The following is a 16,760-nucleotide window of genomic DNA, read 5'->3' on the forward strand; positions in this document are numbered from 1 at the left end:
GTGCCCGAGACCGCTCCGAACCTCAAGACCTCCCGGCTGATAGCGATCGTCACCGGCATCATCGGTGCGATTCTCGCCATCGCGACTCCCCTGCTGCCGGTTCAACAGGACGTTGCCACCCTCTCGTGGCCGCAGAGCTCGTTCGGCAGCGTCAACGCCCCGCTGGTGAGCTACTCGCCCGTCGACTTCGAGGCGACTGTTCCATGCAGCGCGGCCACTGCTCTCACCGACGGCGGCACACTGATTTCCACCGCGCCCATCGCCGCTGCGAAGACCGAGCAGAAGGCACTGATCGTGCGGGTCGACGACGGCCGACTGCAGGTTCTGCTGCGTGAGCGCGTCCTCGCCGAGGCTCCCGTTTCCGAGCTGTCCGAGAACTGCGCACTGACGGTGTCCTCGAACGCCTCCAGCACCGTCGTCGACCTCGACGGCGAGCCAAGCACCGTGGACGGCGACATCCGCCCGCAGGTCGTCGGCATCTACACCGACCTCACCGCACCGGTCGACGGCCTGAACGTGCGCGCAGACATCGACTCGCGCTACTCCTCGAGCCCCACCACATTCAAGTTGCTGGCCATGATCGTCGGCGCACTCGCTGTGATCGCATCCCTGTTCGCGCTCCATCGCCTCGACAGCATGGACGGTCGACGCCACCGCCGATTCCTCCCCTCGCGCTGGAAGTCGATCACCGGCGTCGACGCCGTCGTGGTGGGCGTGCTGGTGCTGTGGCACTTCATCGGCGCGAACACCTCCGACGACGGCTACCTGCTCAACATGGCCCGCGTCTCCGAGAACGCCGGCTACATGGCCAACTACTTCCGCTGGTTCGGCGTCCCGGAAGCGCCGTTCGGCATGCCGTACTACGACATGCTCGCCGCCCTCGCCAAGGTCAGCACCGCCAGCATCTGGATGCGCCTGCCCGCCACGATCGCGGCCCTGCTGTGCTGGCTGGTGATCAGCCGCGAGGTCATCCCCCGCCTCGGTCGCGCGGTACTGACCAACCGGGTCGCACTGTGGACCGCAGGATTGGTGTTCCTCGCCTTCTGGCTGCCCTACGACAACGGACTGCGCCCCGAACCGATCATCGCCCTCGGCGCACTGCTCACGTGGTGCTCGATCGAACGCGCCATCGCCACCGGACGACTGCTGCCCGCCGCCATCGGCACCCTGATCGCCGCTTTCTCCCTCGCCGCCGGACCCACCGGGTTGATCGCCGTCGCCGCCCTGCTCGCCGGCCTCCGCCCGCTGGTGATGATCGTGGTCAAGCGTGCTCTCCAGGTGGGGCTGCTCGCCGTTCTCGCGCCGCTGGTCGCGTCGGGACTGGCGGTGCTGATCGCGATCTTCGCCGACCAGACTCTGAGCACCGTCCTCGAGGCGACCCGGGTGCGCTCGGCCATCGGACCGAACGTGCCGTGGTTCGAAGAACGCGTCCGCTGGGATGCATTGATGACGATCTCGCCCGACGGCTCGCTCGCCCGACGATTCGGCATGTTCGCGATGCTGCTGTGCATCGTCGTGTGTATCGCGGTGATGCTCCGCAAGAACGGACGCATCCCCGGGACCGCCACCGGGCCGTCGCGTCGGATCCTCGGAATCATCCTGGGCGCACTGGCTTTGATGATGTTCACACCCACCAAGTGGACCCACCACTTCGGTGTGTACGCGGGTCTCGCGGCATCGTTGGCCGCACTGGCTGCCGTGGCCGTCACCGCGGCGACCGTCCGTTCTCCGCGCAACAGAACACTGTTCACCGCCGCCGTGCTGTTCCTGACGGCGGTGGCATTCACCAGCTCCAACGGGTGGTGGTACGTCTCGAGCTACGGAATTCCATGGTTCGACAAACCGCCGTCCATTGCCGGAAAGGGCTTTTCGACGATCCTGCTCGGCCTGACGGTTCTGACGCTGCTCTACGCGGCCTATCAGCACGTCCGATTGCCTTATCGCAGAAAAGAACCCAGCACGCGTCGACGCTTCGCGCCGTCCGCGCTGACCATCGTCGCCGGCGGTGTCGTCGCCTTCGAGGTGCTCTCGTTCGTCAAAGGCGCTGTGGCGCAGTACCCGGCGTACTCCATCGCTCGATCGAACTTCTCCGCCCTCGCCGGAAACTCGTGCGGACTCGCCGGCGACGTACAGGTGGAAACCGACGTCAACGGCTCGGTCCTGCAACCGATCGATCCAGCGGCCGACGCACTGGGTGCCGGTGGGAGTACCGGATTCACCCCCGACGGCGTCGCCCAGGATCTGACCGCAGACTCCGAGGACACCGCCCAGGGCAGCGCCAACTCCATCCGACCCGAGGACTCCGAACAGAGCGCGGCGGCCACCTCGTCGAACTCCGCGGGCACCTCCGGCGGAACCAACGAGAACGTCGGAATCAACGGCAGCACAGTCGCTCTGCCGTTCGGCTTGAATCCTGCCACCACTCCGGTGCTGGGCAGCTTCGGAGCCACCGAGCCTGCGTCGCTGACCTCCGGTTGGTACGCATTGCCGGGGGAAGGCGACCTGATCGCCATCGCCGCCGCAGGCCGCATCCGCTCGGTGGACAAGGACGGCATCGTCACCCCGGGCCAACGCGTCGAACTGGAATACGGACGCCGCGACGGCGACGACGTTCAGGCACTGGGACGCATCACCCCGCTCGACATCGGTCCGTCGCCGTCGTGGCGCAACCTGCGGGTCCCGATGAACGACCTGCCTGCCGACGCGGACGTCGTGCGCATCGTCGCCGAGGACAACGACCTGGCCGGCGATCAATGGCTCGCCGTCACCCCGCCGCGCGTCCCGAAGACGCAGACGCTGAACTCGCTGGTCGGATCGACCGACCCGGTGTTGCTGGACTGGGCCGTCGGACTCGCGTTTCCGTGCCAGCGCCCGTTCGATCATCGCGACGGCGTCGCCGAGGTACCGAAGTACCGCATCCTGCCCGACCGCACCGGTGCCGAATCCACCAACGCCTGGCAGGACTCGATCGGCGGCGGCCCGCTCGGCTGGACCGAGCTGCTGCTCGGTGCGGAGACACTGCCGTCGTATCTCGCCGACGACTACTCCCGAGACTGGGGATCGATCGAGAGATACATGCCACTCGATCCTGACGCGGCGACCGCCGAGATCGCCGTCGAGCAGCAGTCTCGGTCCGGATTGGCCAGCGACGGACCGATGAAAACCGACTGATTCCCTGGTTCTGTAATTATTCCCGGGGACGGTGCCTGTGTGACCTCTTCGTCACGCTCGCATAACATCGACTCTCGTGCCCGACGTCGTGACAGATTCATCAGCTGGTCCACCCGTTCCCGCTCCACTGCGAGCGTCGGACGAACTTCGTGCTCAGGTACGGGTTCCCCGGCTGATCGCCATCGTGGCCGGCGTTCTCGGTGTGCTGTTCGCGCTGATCACTCCGTTCGCACCCGTCACTCAGACCACGGCGACCATCGAATGGCCGCAGAACGGCCTCCTGCAAGACGTGGACGCCCCGCTGGTGTCCCAGGCACCCCTGAGCCTCACTGCGACCCTCCCGTGCTCTGCCGTCGCAGAACTCCCCGCGTCGGGCGGGTTGCTGCTGGCGACGGCACCCCCGCAGGGTGAGGGCGCGGCACTGAACAGTCTGTTCGTTCGCGTCGGCGAATCGAACGTCGACGTTCTCGACCGCAACGTAGTCGTCGCGACGGCACCTCGCGCCGACGTCGAGAGCACCCGCTGCGCGGCCATCGAGATCACCTCGAACGACCAGTACACCTCCGCGGCATTCACCGGGCTGACCGACGACGACGGCCAACCGATCCAGGGCCGTCTCGACGGCGACCTACGCCCCCAGGTCGTCGGCATCTTCAGCGATCTCAGCGGCGCGGCTCCGGCCGACATGTCCGTCACCGTCGACGTCGACTCCCGCTTCTCGTCGTCGCCGACGCTGCTCAAGTCCCTGATCATGATTCTGGCGATCGCCTGCACCCTGCTGGCCATCGGCGCACTCGGTCGGCTCGATGGCACCGACGGTCGCGCGCACCGCCGCTTCTTCCCCTCCCACTGGTGGAAGTTCACCGGCGTCGACGTCACCGTCGTCGGCGTTCTGGTCGGTTGGCACTTCGTCGGCGCGAACACCTCCGACGACGGCTACCTGCTCACGATGGCCCGCGCCGCCGACCACTCCGGCTACATGGCCAACTACTTCCGCTGGTTCGGCGTCCCCGAGGCCCCGTTCGGCTGGTACTACGACGTACTCGCCGTCTTCGCCAAGATCTCGACCGCCAGCCCGTGGATGCGCCTACCCGCCCTCATCGCAGGCGTCCTGTGCTGGATGGTGATCAGCCGTGAGGTGGTGCCCCGCCTCGGCCGCGCCGTACGCAAATCCAACGTCGCCCTGTGGACCGGCGGACTGGTGTTCCTCGCGTTCTGGCTGCCGTACAACAACGGTCTGCGTCCCGAACCGATCGTCGCCCTCGGAGCACTGCTCACCTGGTGCTCGGTGGAACGATCCATCGCCACCGGCCGACTGCTCCCCGCAGCCGCAGCATGTCTGATCGGAGCCTTCACCCTCGCCGCAGCTCCCACTGGATTGATGTGTGTGGCAGCGCTTCTCGCCGGAGCTCGGCCCATCGCACGCATCGTCGTCCGACGCCACCGCCAAGTCGGCACCCTCGCGATGCTGGCACCGTTGGCCGCAGCAGGCGTACTGGTCCTCGTCGTCGTCTTCGCCGACCAGACGTACGCGACGGTCATCGAGTCCACCCGAGTCCGCACCATCATCGGCCCCAACGAGGCCTGGTACCAGGACTTCCTGCGCTACTACTACCTCTTCGTCCAAACCGTCGACGGCTCGGTCGCGCGTCGCTTCGCCTTCCTGACGATGATCCTGTGCCTGTTCACCACACTGTTCGTGCTGCTGCGTCGCCGACGCATCCCCGGCATCGCGAACGGGCCGGCCTGGCGCCTGCTCGGCGTCGTGCTCGGCACCATCTTCTTCATGATGTTCAACCCCACCAAGTGGACTCACCACTTCGGTTCCTACGCTGGAATCGCCGGTGGTCTGGCCGCGCTGACGGCCGTCGCCGTCTCGGCCAGTGCCCTGCGCTCGCGTCGCAACCGATCACTGTTCGCCGCCGGACTGATGTTCGTTCTCGCACTGTCGTTCTCGGGCATCAACGGCTACTGGTACGTCTCGAGCTACGGCGTGCCGTGGTTCGACAAGACGGTGTCGCTGGGTGGCAACGAATCGGGAACCCTGTTCCTCATCCTCTTCGGACTCGTCCTCGCCGTCGCCGCGTTCCAGTACCTACGCGAGGGATACGCTCCCCCACAACCCAAACCGACATCTGCGCGCGGCAAACGCATCCGCAAGTTCGCTGCCGCACCACTGACCGTCATCGCCGGAATCATGGTGCTCTTCGAGGTGCTCTCGCTCGTCAAGGGAGCCGTCTCGCAATACCCCGCCTACTCGCTGGCACGCTCGAATGTGCAATCGGTGCTGGGCAATTCGTGCGGACTCGCCAACGACGTCCTCGTCGAATCGAACCCCAACGCAGGTGTGCTGAGCCCGCTGCCCGAGGAGTTCGACCCCGTCGCAGGACCCCTCGGCGGATCGAGCAGCACACTGCGCAACTTCACCGCCAACGGCGTTCCCAGCGACCTCAGCGCCGACGCCGTGGAAGTCAAACCAGGACAAGGCAATACCGACCAACAGTCTGTCGGACCCGCCTTCGAGGAAGGTCAGAGCTCCGGAACCGCAGGAGGCACCGGCGCAGTAGGCGTCAACGGCTCCTCCGCCGCCCTGCCCTTCGGACTCGACCCGGCCACCACGCCCGTCCTCGGCTCCTACCAGGAGGGCGTCCAGGAGCCCGCGGAGGCGACATCGAGCTGGTACCAACTACCCGCCCGCAGCGACGACGCTCCCCTGGTCGTCTTCTCCGCAGCCGGACGCATCTGGTCCTACGACGACACCGGAGCCCTCACCTACGGACAGTCCCTACTGCTCGAATACGGCAAGCGCCAGGCCGACGGAAGCGTCCAGGCACAGGGCACCTACCTGCCGCGCGACATCGGACCCGCACCGTCGTGGCGTAATCTCCGAATCCCGTTGGCCGACATCGCACCCGACGCCGACGCCGTCCGCATCGTCGCCAACGACCCCAACCTCACCGGCGACCAATGGCTCGCGTTCACCCCGCCCCGGGTGCCCGTGATGGAAAATCTGAACACCCTCATCGGCAGCGATCAGCCCGTGCTGCTCGACTGGGCCGTCGGACTGCAATTCCCGTGCCAACGCCCCTTCGACCACCGAAACGGCGTCGCCGAGGTACCCGGATACCGCATCCTCCCCGACCGCCCACTCGCCGTCAGCTCCACCGACACCTGGCAATCCGGCGAGAACGGCGGCCCCCTGGGCTGGTCCGAACTACTTGCCAAGCCCGTCACCGTCCCCACCTACCTCGACAACGACTGGGCCAGGGACTGGGGTTCTCTGGAGCGCTATGAGCAGTACTACCCCAGCGCCGTACCCGCTGAACTCGAGACCGCAGACGTCACCCGATCGGGTTGGTACAAAGACGGACAACTGCGAGTATTCGAGGACTGACCCTCACCCGCCCGCCCGCGTCAATGGACCCTTGCACACGTCTCGACCGTGCAAGGGTCCATTCACGTTTCGGCCTGTTGTGGGTCAATGGACCTTTGCATACGTCTGAGCGCGTCAATGGTCCATTCACCTTCCGGTGGGGCAGGGACCGCGGACGCCATCGCGCCATCCGACTCCACTGGCCGGCCCTATCATCCAACTCCGACAGCGTCGTCCGGCTCACGACCGGCCTCAACCAATCCATTCACAGCCTGGTCGGCTATCCACAGATAACCCGCGACAGCGCCTGAACGCGACGAACGTGTCGGTGCCGAATTCCACTCTTCGGGCATGAAAAGACGATTGTGGAACGCAGGTTCATTGTTCGATCTGAGCTCGACCGGCGTCGTGACGCGCCGGCAGCTTCGCGAGGCGGGCGTGAGTGACGCAGCGATCGACAGCAGATGCGCGACCGGCGGTCCGTGGCAGCGGTTGCTGCCGGGTGTCGTACTGCTGCGCAACGGTCATCCCTCGACGCTCGAGCGCTCAGCCGCGGCCCTCGCATACGGCGGACCGACGAGCATGATCACCGGCTGCGTCGGACTCGATTCGTTCGGATACGGGACCAACGGATCCGCCGGGGAGGTTCATCTGCTGTTGCCCGCGGAAATGCGTCGGGCATCGGTGTCTTTCGTCCGAGCAGAGCGGACGTGGCGTCTTCCCGAGCCGATCACTAAGGGCAGCATTCGAGTTGCTCCTCTGGTGCGTTCACTGGTCGACGCCACGCGGGCCGCGAAGTCCGAGGCACGGTGCGTCGCCCTGCTGACCGAGGTGCTCCAACGGGGCGGCGTGTCCATTGACGAAATCGCCACCGAATTGGCCGAAGGTCCGCGCCGCTACAGCGCGCTCACCCGCCGTGTACTTCTCGAGTTGCGGGACAACGCGCACTCGGTGGCAGAACTCGAAGACCAGCGCCTGTACCGAACCAGCGGGCTGCCTGCGATGACACACAACTGCGACATCTACGCCCGAAGCGGAGAGTTCATCGCCAATACCGACGGGTGGATCGACGCCGTGGCGCTGGCACGTGAAATCGATTCCGTGACTCATCATCTATCACCGGCCGACTACCAGCGGACACAAGCTCGACGCAACCGAATGCAGGCCCACGGACTGATCGTCGTATCCCATTCACCGCAAGACATCCGCGATCGGCCGACACAGGTGCTCGACGACTTACGGATGAATTACCACCATGCTCTCGCCAGACCTCGACCGGATGTGGTGATGGTTCCACGTGAATCTACCGGTGCCGGCGCGTGAATGAACCACCGCATACGTCTGACCGATGCAGTGGTCCATCGACGCCGACGCCGGCCCCAAGTGAATGAACCACCGCATACGTCTGACCGGTGCAGTGGTCCATTGACGCGAACGGGAGCGGAGCGACCCCCCGCGGACGAAGGACCGCCCCACCTCGGTCTGGCTAGATCGGGAGCAACGAGTGCTTACGTGGACTCTTGTGCACTTCCTTGTCTTTCAGGATGTGCAGGGCCTTACGAATTTCGAGGCGCGTTTGCGAGGGCTCGATGACCGCGTCGATGTAACCACGTTCGGCGGCGATCCAGGGCGTTGCCACATGTTCGTTGTAGAAGTTGATGAGCTGCTTGCGCAGGGCCGGTGCGTTCTCTCCGGCCTCGGCGAGTTGTTTGCGACTCATGATGTTGATAGCACCTTCGGCACCCATGACGGCGATGCGAGCGGTCGGCCAGGCGAGGTTGATGTCGGATCCGAGCTGCTTCGAGCCCATCACCGCATATCCACCGCCGTACGACTTACGAATCACCACAGTCAGTTTCGGCACCGTCGCCTCGACGAAGGAGAAGATGAAGCGGCCACCGCGATGGATGACGCCGAGGGTCTCCTGGTCGACGCCGGGCAGGAAGCCGGGTGTGTCGACGAGGAAGATGATCGGAATGTTGTACGCGTCGCTGAGGCGGATGAACCTGGCGCATTTGTCCGCGGCCTTGGCGTCGAGCGCCCCGGACAGGTGCATCGGCTGATTGCCGACGATGCCGACCGGCCGGCCGTCGACGCGGGCGAAGCCGGTGATGACGTTCGGTGCCGTCTGGCCCGACAGTTCGTGGAATTCACCGTCGTCGAAGATTCGCAGGATGATGTCGTGCATGTCGTATCCGGCGTTGTCGGCGTCGGGCATGAACGAGTCGAGCTTGCGATCGGATTCGGTGATCTCCGGCTCCAGCCCCGGGTTGATCACCGGCGACTCTTCCTGGCAGCTCGACGGCATGTAGCTCAGGTAGTTCCGGATCCACTCGAAAGCGGCCTTCTCGTCGGCAGCCACGTGGTGCACGTTGCCGTTGATGGCCTGGACCCGCGCACTACCCAGTTCGTCGAGGCTGACGTCCTCACCGGTGACGGATTTGATGATGTCCGGGCCGGTGACGAACATGTACGCCTCTTCGGTGGCGACCACGATGTCGGTGTTGATGGGCGCGTACACCGCACCGCCGGCGCACTTTCCGAGGATCAGGGAGATCTGCGGGCACAGGCCGGACAACGCCTCGTGGCGTCGACCCAGCTCGGCGTACCAGGCCAGGGACGTCACCGCGTCCTGCACACGAGCTCCACCGGAGTCGTTGATGCCGACGACCGGGCAACCCATCTTGATCGCGAAGTCCATGATTCCGGCGACCTTGCGACCGAACATCTCGCCGACGGTTCCGCCGAACACCGTCTGATCGTGCGAGAACACCGCGATCGGACGACCGTCGACGGTTCCGTGGCCGGTGACGACGCCGTCGCTGTAGAGAGCGGCCGGGTCGTTCGGGGCCTTCACCAGTGCGCCGATCTCGACGAAGCTACCGGGATCGAGCAACGACTTGACGCGATCGCGGGCACTGGGGATGCCCTTCTTCGCCCGCTTCGCTACGCCGATCTCGCCGGCCGGTTCCTTGGCCTGTTCTAGCTTCGTCCGTAGTTCGGCCAGCTTCTCCGCAGTGGTGCCACTCAAGATCTACGCTCCGGTTCTTGCAGACTCGATGTTCTCGAGCGTTTTCGACAAATGGGCCGCAATTTTTCCAATGTACGGCTCGTCGACGACGGCGAGGTGATCGCCTCCGACGTACACGATCTCGAGGTCCTCGACCACCGGTCCCCAGCCACCGTGGTCTTCGCGGGTGGCGTATGCGGGCTCGAGAGCGATCGCGTCGTCGTGGTACTTGTCGGCCAGGTACAGCGTCACGTGGCCGCCGTACTTCTTGAGCTCGGCCGTCTGGATGGCCCGGTTGTCGAGCCACGACGTGCGCTGGTGCTCGATGATGCCGCCGGGGATCTTCGCTCCGCTGAGCTTCACCAGATCGGTGATGATGCGGATCTGCCCCTCGTCGTCCGAGTCGACCAGCTTGTCGTAGGGAATCGGGTAATCGACGTTGTACGTCTTCTTCGCGAACGCCGCGTACCGCTCCCAGCGCTTGCGCACCTCGTCCTTGGTGTCCGGGATCTGCGTACCGGGCATGACGGTGTCGAGCAGCCCGACGTAGGCGACCTCGATGCCCTCTTCCTCCATCTGACGCGCCACCTCGTAGGCGAGGATGCCGCCGAGCGACCAGCCGACGAACACGTACGGTCCTTCGGGCTGAATCGCCTTGATCAGCGGCACGTATTCGGCGGCTCGTACGGCGATGGGTCCTTCGACGCGCTCGAGTCCGTACATCGGCGTGCCGGCAGGCAGCTTCCGCAGCAGCGGCTCGTAGGCGACGGTGGAGCTACCGGCCGAGTGGAACGCGAACACCGGTGTGGCGGTGGAACCTTCGGAACGGGCACGCAGGTTGCGTACGACCCCGTCGATCTCACCGTCCTCGAGGTGCGGGCGAACCTTGTCGGCGAGCTGCTCGATGGTCTCCGAGTCCAGGACATCGTCGAAGGTGATCTCGCCGCCTGCCCGCTCGGTCAGACGAGCGGCCAACTTCTCGGCCGTCTCGTCGTCGAGGATCGGCAGGGTGTTGAAGATGCCCTTGGCCGATTCCTTCGTCACCACAGCCCATGTCGCGAACGTCATCCGCTCGGCGTTGTCACGCGGAGGCACGTCGGACCCGGCGGCCTCGGCAAATGCTTCCTTGCCGCCCAGGTCGGTCTGCGCCGCGGCAGCTGTGGCCGGAGCAGGCTGATACTCGGCGCTCGGAACCGTTGCTTCCGGTGTTGCGATGGCGGTGTCCAGAGCCTCTTCGCGAGCAACTGCGCCGTTCTCGGCTGCTTGCTCGGCCGCCTTCTCCGCCGCCTGCTTGTCGGCCAGTGCCTGCACCTCGTCGCGGTTCTCGATCGCGTAACGCAGGTACTTCTCCACCTCACGCAGGTTCGCGTCGCGCACGGCCTGCAATTGCACTGTGGGAATGTCGAATTCGTACTCGACCCGATTCTTGATGCGCACGGCGCTGAGCGAATCGAGACCCAGCTCGATCAGCGGAACCTCGGGCGGCAGGTCCTCGGGCGCGTAGCCCATGGACTCCGCGACGATGATGGCCAATCGGTCTTCGAGCTTCTGGTTGCCGTTGGGATCCCAGCGATCACCGAACGTCTCGACGACCTCCGGCAGCTCTTCCATCGGCGACGAACTCTGCTGCTCAACGGCCACAACGGGTTCCGGACGCACATCGCCCGAGGTGACGACGGCCTCGTGCAGCAGCGTGAACGCAGAGCCCTCGTGCGCGTGCACCTGAATCGACGCGCCACCGAGATGCGAAGTCAGCGTGGTGACGACCGTGCCCACCTTCGGCACGCCGGCGTGGGAGACCGAAACACCCAGTGCGACATCGGAGAACACCTGCGATGCAGCAGCGGTGACCAGTGCATCGAAACCGGCAACGGCCGAGGCCTGGACCTCCCACACGTGGCGGCCGTCCGGCAATGCCACGCGTGCACCGGGAACTCGCGCGTTGCCGCTGGAGCTGACCTGCGAGTTGAGCCAGAACTCCTTGCGCAGGTAGGCAGTTCGCGGGATGTCGGCGTACGGGCCCGACTCGAACAGCGTTGCCAGTTCCAGTGCGTGACCGTGAACGTACAGCTGCGCCAGAGCAGCGAGGAAGGTCTCGGACTCGTCTTCCTTGCGCTTGAGCGTCGGAATCAGAGTCGAGTCGGCGACGCCTGCAGCCCATGCCGTTGCGGCAACCGACATCAACGCGACGGGGTTGGGAGCGAGCTCGACGAACGTCGTGTGACCGTCTCCCACAGCGACATTGACGGCCTGAGTGAACCAGACCGGGTGACGCATTCCCTTGGTCCAGTAGTCGACGCCATGGATCGCCGCATGCCCGACGCGATAGTGCGCCTCACGATCGACCGACGAGTAGACCCCGGCAGTGAGTTTGCCGGGTTCGATTCCGGCCAGTTCGGCGGCCAGCTCACCGAGCAGCACGTCGACGGCTGCGGTGTGTCCGGCTCCCTTGACGTCGAGCAGGCGGGCCATCTTGCCTGCGGCTTCGGCCATCTCGACGAGAGCCTCGACCTCGGCGCGTGGCCCTCCGACGGTGGTGTGCGTCGGTGCTGCGTAGACGCAGGGTTCGACGTTGGGGAATTGGTCGGTGAGGGTCTTGACCTCGTCCGGGGTGTACTCGACGAGAGCCATGGCACCCTGCGATGCAGCTCCGAGTCCCTCCTGGCCCTCGGCCAGCAGTCGCGAGCGGGCGTAGATGATGCGCACTGCGTCTTCGAGGTTCAGGCCCCCGGCGACGTATGCGGCCGCGACCTCGCCCATCGAGTGTCCGATGACGGCCGACGGCTCGGCACCGTGCGCGCGAAGCGTTGCCGCCAAGGCGATCTGGATGACGAAGATGCCCACCTGGGAGTTCTCGAACTCGTAGGTCTGCGAGTCGTCGAGGATGATCTCGCGGATGGAGTAGCCGGCCTCGTCGACGAGCAGCTCGTCGACCTTGTCGACCTCTGCGGCGAACACCGCGTTGGTGCGGTAGAGCCGCGATGCCATCTTGCGGTGCTGCGAACCGAAGCCCGAGAACACCCACACTGCGCCGTTGGACGCGGGCGAATCCGCGGAGAACACACCGGGTCCCGGCTTGCCTGCGGCGATGGCCCGCAGTCCGGCGATGGCCTCGGCCGTGGTGGATGCGAGAACCACTGCGCGCGAACGCCCGTGGTTGCGGCGGGCCAACGTGCGGCCGACGTCGACGAGAGGCGTCGTGCTGCCCTCTTCGGTTTCGAGCCAGTCGGCCAGCTCTCCGGCGGCCCGCTTGCGACGCGACGGCAGAGCCGCGGATACAGCGAGAATCACTGTCTCCGAACTGGTTTCAGCGTCAGACGATGCGGCCTCGACCTCCGAAACAGCAGGCTCAGGCTCGGCCACGATCGGCAGTTCGGCACCGGACACGTCGGTAACGCCCTCGATCAGAACGGCTTCGGGATCCACGGCTGCCGGATCGAATGCGCCGTCGGTCTCACCCGGGACGTACTCGCGCACGACAACGTGCGCGTTGGTGCCACCGAATCCGAAGCCGGACACGCCTGCGACGGCCTTGCCGGTGTAGCGCGGCCAGTCGGTCGCCTCCGGGATGACTTTCAGGTGCGCCTTGTCGAAGTCGATGTACGGGTTGGGGCCCACGTAGTTCAGCGAGGCGGGGAGCTTGTTCTGCTGCATCGCGAGGATGACCTTGATCAAACCTGCTGCGCCTGCTGCAGATTCGAGGTGTCCGAAGTTGGTCTTCGCCGATCCCAGCAGGGCCGGCTTGTCTGCGTCACGGCCACGACCGACCACACGACCGAGAGCGTCGGCCTCGATCGGGTCGCCCAGAATGGTTCCGGTGCCGTGCGCTTCGATGTAGTCCACGCCCGACGGGTTGATACCGGCGTCGCGGTAGGCGAATCGCAGCGCGTCGGCCTGGGCGTCCGGGTTCGGCGCGAGCAGTCCGTTGGAGCGGCCGTCCTGGTTGATCGCGGATCCGGCGATGACGGCGAGTATCTGATCACAGTCGCGTTCGGCGTCCTCGAGTCGCTTGAGCACGACCAGTCCGCCGCCCTCGGAGCGGATCATCCCGTTGGCGTCGGAGGAGAAGGCCTTGATTCGGCCGTCGGGCGCGAGCACACCCGTCTGGCCGAATCCGACGGTGATGGGCGGCGCGAGCAGCATGTTGACGCCACCGGCAACGGCGAGATCGGATTCGCCGGTACGCAGACTGCGTACTGCCTGGTGCACGGCGACCAGCGACGACGAGCACGCGGTGTCGACGGCGATCGACGGCCCGCGGAAGTCGTAGAAGTACGACACTCGGTTGGCGACGATGGCGGTGGACGTGCCGGTGAGCGCATACGGGTGCACGGCCGGGTCGCTGACGGCGATGAGCTGGTAGTCGTTGGAGGAGCTGCCGATGAAGACGCCTACCTGGCTGCCCTTGATCGAGCTGGCCGGAATGTGCGCGTGCTCCAACGCTTCCCAGGTCAGTTCGAGCGCGAGCCGCTGCTGCGGATCGACGTTGACGACCTCGTTGGGCGACATCGCGAAGAACTCGGCGTCGAAGGTCTTGACGTCGTCGAGGTAACCGCCCTTGGTCACCGTTGCGGCCACCGCGGCAGCGATGACGGGATCGGAGGTGAATTCCTGCCAGCGGCCCTCGGGCAGATCGGTGATGCCGTCGCGGCCCTCGATCAGCAGCGACCACATCTCTTCCGGAGTCTGTCCGGTGCCAGGGAAACGGGAGGACAGGCCGACGATCGCGACATCGTGCGCGTCGCCCGAATGCCCGCCGCTGGTGTAGAACGCGTCGTCGACGGTGCCGACAGGCTCGTCCGGCTCGCCCTCGATGATGATCTTGGCCAGCGAGGCGATGGTGGGGTGCTGATAGACGACGGTGGCGGTCAGGGTGACCCCCACCAGCTCCTCGATCTCGCCGCTCAGTGCGACGGCATCGCGAGAGGACAGACCGAATTCCTCCATCGGGCGGTCGTCGGAGATGGCCGACGCCGGTTGCCCGGTCGCGTCCGCAACCCAGTTGCGCAGCCAGTCCCGCAGCTGCGCAACCGTGAGGTCTCCGCCGTCCACGCGCTCGATTTTGTCTGTCTCTAGTTCAGCCATTACTCACCAAGTCGTGTCGGAGGAAAAACGGAGGGTGCGTCCGTCAGTCGGGCAGTTCTGCGTCCGGGAAGGCCGTCTGCTGGTAACCGCCGCGCAGAGTGCCCTCGATGTACGCGGCCTTGCATGCGCGTCGAGCGATCTTTCCGCTCGACGTACGCGGAATGGAACCGGCCGGGACGAGCAGCACGTCTCGAACGGTGACGCCGTGCCGTGCGGAGACCGCGGTACGCACATCGTCGGCGATCGGAGCCGGGTCTGCCTTGCCGGAGCCGGGTGCGCGCTCGGCGACGATGACCAGCTGCTCGGAGCTGTCGTCGGAGTCCTTGGTCAGGGCTGCGCCACTGAACTCGAATACGATGTCCGGGAGCTGGTTGAGCGGGACGGCAAAGGCTGCGACGAAGCCGGGACGCAGCGCCTTGCTGGCTTCCTGAGCCGAGAACTCGAGGTCCTGCGGGTAGTGATTGCGGCCGTCGACGATGACGAGGTCCTTGACGCGGCCGGTGATGTAGAGCTCGCCGTCGTGGTAGACGCCGAAGTCGCCGGTGCGCATCCAGTTGCCGCCCTCGGGAGCGCCGTCTGCGTGCGAGCCCTCGGGGTTGCGGTGGACGAGCTTGTTGTGGAAGGTCTCCGAGGTCTCGGTGTCGCGGCCCCAGTAGCCCTTGCCGATGTTCTCGCCGTGCAACCAGATCTCGCCGACGTGCTCGTCGGCAACCTCGGTGGCGGTCTCGGAATCGACGATGGCGGCCCACTGGCTGCGGGCGACGGTTCCGGTGGACACCTGCGGGATCGCGCCGGGGGCGTCGGGGGCGACGACGACGAAGTTGCCTGCGTTGAGCTCGACGCGGTCGACGTAGACGACCTTGGCCTCGTCGGCGTGCTTGCTGGTCGAGACGAACAGGGTCGCCTCCGCCATGCCGTAGGACGGCTTGATCGCGGACTTCGGCAGACCGTAGGGACCGAACGCGTCGTTGAACTTCTTCATCGACGACGTGGTGACGGGCTCACTGCCGTTGATCAGACCGATGACGTTGGACAGGTCCAGGCTCTCGCCGTTCTTCGGCAGACCACGCTGGGCGGCGTGCTCGAACGCGAAGTTGGGTGCTGCGGCGAAGGTGCCTGCGCCGTCGGAGACCGCGGCGAGTTCCTTGATCCAGCGCCAGGGCCGCTGCACGAAGGCGCGTGGGCTCATGATGGTGATGTACTTGCCGCCGAGCGCCGGGAGGATGACGGTGAGCAGGCCCATGTCGTGGAACATCGGCAGCCAGGTGACGCCGCGGGAGTCGTGGTTGATCTCCATGCTGTCGACCATCTGCAGCGCGTTGACGCCCACCGCGCGGTGCGTGATCTCGACGCCGGCCGGGGTCCGCGTCGAACCGGACGTGTACTGCAGGTACGCGATGTCGTCGAGCCCGGCCTTGGGCTCTACCCACGTCTCGCCGACGCTGTCCGGGACGGCGTCGACGGCGATGATCCGGGGACGCTCCGCTGCGGGCAGCGCGCGGAAGAACGCGCGCACGCCTGCTGCCGAGTTGCTCGCGGTGAGGATGGCGCTCGGCTTGCAGTCACCGAGGACGGCATGCAGGCGGTCGGTGTGACCGGGCTCGTCGGGATCGAACAGCGGTACCGCGATGGTGCCCGCGTAGATCGCTCCGAAGAAGCCGATGACGTACTCGAGGCCCTGCGGCGCCAGGATGGCCACTCGATCACCGGGCTGGGTGACCTGCTGCAGGCGAGCCGCGACAGCTTTGAGGCGAGTACCGAACTCGGCCCAGGTCAGCTCGTGAGCTTCGCCGTCACGTTCCCGGGAGTAGTCGACGAACCGGTACGCGAGCGTGTCGGAATTCTCTTCCACGTTCACCTCGACGTGGCGGACGAGCGTCTGCCCTTCGTCGATGGTGATGTGGCCGTTCTCATCGATGAAATCATCGAACGTGTGGCTCATTACTTCAATCTCCTCCGACACGAATCCGCTGCCACACAGCCTGCGTGACCTGGGCCCGCACGACCGGCTACGTGCATACGGACACCGAACAGCGTTTTATGTTACTTACTGGTAGCTCTTGCGGTGTCGGTTTGGCACCTGGTTTGAAAGGCCAGCTACATGGTACCGACACGCGCCTA

General features: G+C 65.8%; 6 protein-coding genes. 3 read left to right on the forward strand and 3 right to left on the reverse strand.

Features of this window, described 5'->3' with window-relative positions; translation table 11 throughout:
• From AB0366_RS09175 to AB0366_RS09185, 3 genes are all read left to right on the forward strand, one after another.
• Complete coding sequence (locus AB0366_RS09175; RefSeq protein WP_366243571.1) at positions 1–3,171, forward strand: arabinosyltransferase domain-containing protein; 3,171 nt, start codon at positions 1–3, stop codon at positions 3,169–3,171.
• 127 nt (positions 3,172–3,298) lie between these two features.
• Positions 3,299–6,565: an arabinosyltransferase domain-containing protein gene (locus AB0366_RS09180; protein WP_366243847.1), complete on the forward strand. Its 3,267-nt coding sequence runs from the start codon at positions 3,299–3,301 to the stop codon at positions 6,563–6,565.
• 330 nt (positions 6,566–6,895) lie between these two features.
• On the forward strand, positions 6,896–7,867 hold the full coding sequence (locus tag AB0366_RS09185; RefSeq protein ID WP_366243572.1) for a hypothetical protein: 972 nt from the start codon (positions 6,896–6,898) through the stop codon (positions 7,865–7,867).
• Between the two features lie 163 nt (positions 7,868–8,030).
• Here AB0366_RS09185 and AB0366_RS09190 read toward each other — a convergent pair whose 3' ends face one another.
• From AB0366_RS09190 to fadD32, 3 genes are read right to left on the reverse strand one after another with little or no spacing between them, the layout of a single operon-like run.
• A complete protein-coding gene (locus AB0366_RS09190; protein ID WP_366243573.1) occupies positions 8,031–9,575 on the reverse strand; it encodes an acyl-CoA carboxylase subunit beta in 1,545 nt (514 codons plus the stop codon).
• A 3-nt stretch (positions 9,576–9,578) separates the two neighbouring features.
• Positions 9,579–14,639 (reverse strand): polyketide synthase Pks13, encoded by a 5,061-nt coding sequence (gene pks13, locus AB0366_RS09195; RefSeq protein ID WP_366243574.1) that lies wholly within the window; start codon positions 14,637–14,639, stop codon positions 9,579–9,581.
• Between the two features lie 43 nt (positions 14,640–14,682).
• Positions 14,683–16,581, reverse strand: coding sequence for a long-chain-fatty-acid--AMP ligase FadD32 (gene fadD32 / locus AB0366_RS09200; RefSeq protein WP_366243575.1), 1,899 nt, complete (start codon positions 16,579–16,581; stop codon positions 14,683–14,685).
• Positions 16,582–16,760 lie beyond the last annotated feature (179 nt).

The organism is Rhodococcus sp. NPDC076796, assembly GCF_040702765.1.
Taxonomy (GTDB): Bacteria; Actinomycetota; Actinomycetes; order Mycobacteriales; family Mycobacteriaceae; genus Rhodococcoides.

What these genes read in the sequence shown, in the direction of transcription:
- AB0366_RS09185 (WP_366243572.1), top strand. Translation starts at nt 6,896, where the DNA reads ATGAAAAGACGATTGTGGAACGCAGGTTCATTGTTCGATCTGAGCTCG.
- pks13 (WP_366243574.1), bottom strand. Translation starts at nt 14,639, where the DNA reads ATGGCTGAACTAGAGACAGACAAAATCGAGCGCGTGGACGGCGGAGAC.
- fadD32 (WP_366243575.1), bottom strand. Translation starts at nt 16,581, where the DNA reads ATGAGCCACACGTTCGATGATTTCATCGATGAGAACGGCCACATCACC.